Genomic DNA, 2,707 nt, shown 5'->3' with positions numbered 1-2,707 from the left:
GGCGGACATCGGACACCTGCGCAGACCCCGGCGAGCAGGTGGCTTCTGCCGCCGTGAGTGCGCTCACGAAGTCCACCAGGGCAGGGTGCCACGCTCACGTGCGTCGTCCTCGGCGGCCCGGACCCGGGCGGCAGCCCACTGGTCGGCAGGGCGCTCGACGCCGCGCAGGTAGTCGGTACGGACACCGGCGGAGACTGGACCGGGCCGGTTGAGGCCGCAGCCCCAGCGATTGACCCCATCCACGCGGGCGGGGCAAGCCGTGGTGTGACCACACGTCGGTCTGGGAGATCTCGGTGCAGATGCAGCAGGAGCCGCAGCCGACCTTCAAGGGCATGCTCGCGGTCTGTGCTGAGGACGTAGTCGACGAAGTCCGGCTCACCGACGATCCCGCACGACGGGCAGGAGAGGTATAGGCGGCTCTCCTCCCGGGGCACTCTATTTCACCAGGCATCGCCCTCTGGAGCGAAGGTGAGTCGACCGCCCGGCTGCGGAGTGAGGGTCCCGGTGATCGAGGTAGGTTCCGGTGGCAGGAGTTCACAGGAGGCCACTGGGGAATCGAGGGCTACGTCCAGGGTGCGGTCCAGGCCAGTATGGCTCGTGGTCACGGTGACCGTGGTGAAGACCTCGCCCGCGTCGATGCGGACTTGGATCTTGTCCAGCTCTGCCTGTGGGTCGTCCAGGACCAAAACCTTCCAGGCGTCTCCGCCCATTCCACAGATGCCCAAGTGCATGGGGCCAAGTGCGTTCACCGCAACTCCCTCATTGTCAGCTTCCGTAGTCACGTGCACGGATGCGCTCGTGATTCGGCGTTGTGTGCACGAAAGCGCGAACTCGCCGGCGGGGTCGGCATCGCCACGCCGAGCCGGCCGCGGTCACCCGCAGCACCTTACCGAGCGTCTCGTGTCCCTCCAGGTGCCGACAACCCCGGCTGTCGTGATCACCGGATCGGCCGTCCTTCCCGCTCGCGTTCAAGCTTCAGCTGCTTCCTGGTCGCCTCCCGGACCCTGTCCCGGAAATAGAGCGCCTCCTTGTGCGCAATCGGCGCGTCGTGGAGATTGTGCGAGCCCCGCAGGAAGTTCTCCGTGCGGTCGGCGATGGAGTACGCCAGCGCCTGCTCGATGACCGCGCTGGTCTGGCGCACCTCGCCCACCTCATTGCGCAGCTTGCGCAGCAACCTGTCCCGCTCGCGTTCAGCGGCCTCGATGTCCGCCAGGTGCGCCACCACACTGCCCAGCAGCGGGTCGCGAGAACGGAACAGCTCGACGGCGCGCCCGGTGGCAGGATCGGCATCAAGGTGCAGGTCGAGCTGTGCCATCAGGAACGCCGTCACCAGCGTGCCCTGGCTCAGCCGCTGGCTGAACTCCCGAGCAGCGCCGTCGCTCACGCCCAGCTCACGGACTGCGGCTGCTCGCAGATGCTCGCGCAACGCGTTCATGATGCTCTCGGGCAGCGCCTTGATGTGCGGCTGGCTCTGCACGCCGGTGAGCCGGAAGCCCGACTGGGGGAGTGTGGCGGTCTCGGCCGCTCTGCCCGAGCCCCCCTTCGACGCCGCGCTCTGCACGGCGTCCTGATAGTCGGTGAGCTGCAGCGAGCCGGGCGTCACCTGCGCGGGTTCGGCTCTCGCCGCGTTCTCCACGTGCGACTGCGCCCCGGGAGCCGGAACAGCACCGGCAGCAGGACCCGCCGACACGCCGCCCGGGAACACCCCGGCAGTTCCTCCCTGTCCACCGCCGTCACCACCACCGCGCTGGTTGGATCCGCCGGCCCGCTCAACGTCGCCGGCGTCGGTCTCGTGGTCCCGCTCCAGGCGATCTTCTTCGGCGCCCTCATCGAGATCAGCCTCCAGGCTTTCGACCGCGGGTTGCGAGCCGGCGTCGCCCGCCTCATCAAACTGCTCCCCCGACTCGGGCGTTGCCACCTCAAGCTCAGACTGAGCCGCCTGGGCCTGGACACGCTTGAGCTCCTCGCTCCCACCGCGCCGATAGGCGTCGAGGAAAGACGTGTCCACCTCCATCACTTCGTCGGTGGGTGTGGCCGCTTCCAGCATTTCTGCGAAGTCCCGGCTCATCCGAACTCGCCGTCCTCGTGGTCCAGGAGGTAGTTGTCGCCGCGAGTGAGCCCGACCAGCGAGTCGAAGCCCGTGGTGACGACGCGTTCGAGGTTCGCCGAGTTCGTCGCCAGTGCCGCGACCTGGTCGACGAGCTCGTTGAGACGAGCGATCTCCAGGGTCGGCAGGTCATAGTCGAGGTTCTCGCGCCGGATCTTCTCGGCCACCGCCTCGGCCACGTACGCGTTCACCGAGGAGAACCCGCGCTTGTCAGCCCAGTACTCCGCACGCTGTTTCTCGTCCGGACTCAGCCGGATGAACATGCCCTGGCGGCCGCTGCCGCTCTGCGTCGCGCCCGGGGACTTCCTCTTCGTGCCGCGCGCAGGCTGCTTCGTCTTCTCCAGCTCCTGTGTGACGGTCATGCGCGACCTCTTCCTGCCTTGTTCGACTAGTCTGTGAAGTCATTTTATCAATGCGACTTGATAAGTCATCTGTACTCTTTGTACCCCGGGTTGAATGCCAGTAGAGTCACAGTCGCGCTCAGCCGTCCCCCTGGCAGCGCATCGCCGCAACGGGTATCGCAGCCCGAGGGGAAGAGGGGCAAGCGGGCACACCCGCTTGCCCGCATCCACCATGGTGCGGCGGCGAGAGGACAGAAGA

3 protein-coding genes are annotated in these 2,707 nt (G+C 67.3%); all 3 read right to left on the bottom strand.

The genetic code is table 11. From position 1 onward, the window contains the following. Positions 1-440: 440 nt before the first annotated feature. Positions 441-749 carry a hypothetical protein gene (locus ACFU99_RS40110; RefSeq protein ID WP_384402645.1) on the bottom strand — a complete coding sequence of 103 codons (309 nt, stop codon included), beginning with the start codon at positions 747-749 and terminating at the stop codon, positions 441-443. Between the two features lie 188 nt (positions 750-937). Further along, complete coding sequence (locus tag ACFU99_RS40105; protein ID WP_384402642.1) at positions 938-2,068, bottom strand: hypothetical protein; 1,131 nt, start codon at positions 2,066-2,068, stop codon at positions 938-940. Continuing rightward, on the bottom strand, positions 2,065-2,469 hold the full coding sequence (locus tag ACFU99_RS40100; protein ID WP_384402639.1) for a hypothetical protein: 405 nt from the start codon (positions 2,467-2,469) through the stop codon (positions 2,065-2,067). The genes ACFU99_RS40105 and ACFU99_RS40100 overlap by 4 nt, the downstream gene beginning before the upstream one ends. Between the last annotated feature and the right edge of the window lie 238 nt (positions 2,470-2,707).

The organism is Streptomyces sp. NPDC057654, from assembly GCF_042800135.1.
GTDB lineage: Bacteria > Actinomycetota > Actinomycetes > Streptomycetales > Streptomycetaceae > Streptomyces.
Note: the sequence above shows the minus strand (reverse complement) of the source record. Positions and strands in the feature narration are given on the sequence as shown.